This is a genomic window from Microbacterium sp. CCH5-D1 (assembly GCF_001557335.1).
GTDB lineage: Bacteria > Actinomycetota > Actinomycetes > Actinomycetales > Microbacteriaceae > Microbacterium > Microbacterium oxydans.
Genome location: NZ_LSJW01000308.1, coordinates 1 through 537 on the forward strand (window position 1 = coordinate 1; position 537 = coordinate 537).

Here is a 537-nt window from a genome sequence, read left to right on the forward strand (position 1 = left end):
GGACTACTCCACCGTCTCGTCCTCGCCGGCGAGCATGCTCCGCTACCTCTACGCCGGCAAGAGCGACCGTCACCCCATCGACACCAAGACCGCCGCAACCCGCCTCGGCGTCTCCCAGCGCACCGTCCAGCGCTGGATCAAGGGCGACTCCCACCCGCGACCCGAGCTCCTCAAAAAGCTCACCGACCGCACCCGCCAGACCGTCACCACCAAGCGCGGCCGCACGCAGATGGCCAAGCGCGCAAAGGCGGCCCTGCCCGGCGATCGCCGCACCCTCATCGTCCACGGCGTGCAGGGACTCTCCGCCGACCCCCAGGACATGGGCTACAACCGCAACGGGAACAGCTACATCCACCTCACCGACGACGAGCAGCGCGGACTCATCGACGCCTGGGGCAACGGCGGCGACACCGGCGCCCTCAGCTACCTCGAGGGCATCTACGCGCAGCCCGGCCGGTACACCGACTCCGGCACCTGGCGCTTCCACGGCGTCGACGGGATGCAGTGGCGCTGACCGGACCACGACCGCCGCTCACC

General features: G+C 70.2%; 1 protein-coding gene. It reads left to right on the forward strand.

What is annotated here, in order from left to right:
• Nucleotides 1–514: helix-turn-helix domain-containing protein (locus AX744_RS18695; RefSeq protein ID WP_157543653.1), on the forward strand; the 514-nt coding region annotated here is incomplete at its 5' end.
• Nucleotides 515–537: the final 23 nt, after the last annotated feature.